The following is a 721-nucleotide window of genomic DNA, read 5'->3' on the forward strand; positions in this document are numbered from 1 at the left end:
CGTCCTGAAGCGCCGGCGCGCCTGGTTCGATGGTCAATTGGACCTCGATCCGGAGAAACTGATCTTCATCGACGAAAGGTAAGCGTCCGGCGAACGCATTTTCGGGTGTCGAGAGATGGAATCTATAGGCCGCGTTTCATCTCATCGGCCATGATGCGGTCGATTATTTCAGGATCGCACTGTGTGTCGATGAGGAACTCGCGGATACCGCCGTCCCACGTCCTGATGTCGGCGAGTAGGCTTTGTTCTTCGATGCCATTCTCGGTCAGACCCTTCGTGCCGTCTTCACTGCCATCGCCGACGTAAACCAGTTCGCCTTCGGAGATGTTGTCCGAGTTTGCGGTCACTTCTTCGATCAGTTCGAGGTTTTCGCCGATCATGCCGGCGACTTGGCTGAGTGTGTAGATGAACCTCGAGCGCGCCATCAGGCGGCCTCGCATCGAGCTTTTGCCGGCGTCCAGTTCCAAGGCAGGAGGTCTTCAATTCGGTCTTCGGGGTGATCCTGGATCCGGGTCAGGACATCCGTCAGATAGACCTCTGGATTATGGCCTTGCAGTTTGACCGTCTCGATGATGGTGAGGATGTTGGCGATGCGCTCGCCGCCCTTGTCCGAGCCGGCAAACAGCCAGTTCTTCCTTCCAATTGCAATGCCCCGTTCATTCTGCCCATGTCGGCGATGAAGTCGAGGTTCACTATCGCTGGCATCCACATTTTGGCCAGA

At 56.4% G+C, this 721-nt stretch carries 2 protein-coding genes; both read right to left on the minus strand.

Annotation, left to right across the window (positions count from 1 at the left end; all coding sequences use genetic code 11):
• Positions 1-122: 122 nt before the first annotated feature.
• Positions 123-425, minus strand: coding sequence for a hypothetical protein (locus CO660_RS34625; protein ID WP_097545539.1), 303 nt, complete (start codon positions 423-425; stop codon positions 123-125).
• Positions 425-721 (minus strand): transposase domain-containing protein (locus tag CO660_RS32460; protein WP_245421423.1); only part of this gene is annotated, 297 nt, incomplete at its 5' end. The genes CO660_RS32460 and CO660_RS34625, both read right to left, overlap by 1 nt.

The organism is Rhizobium sp. L9 (assembly GCF_002531885.1).
GTDB lineage: Bacteria > Pseudomonadota > Alphaproteobacteria > Rhizobiales > Rhizobiaceae > Rhizobium.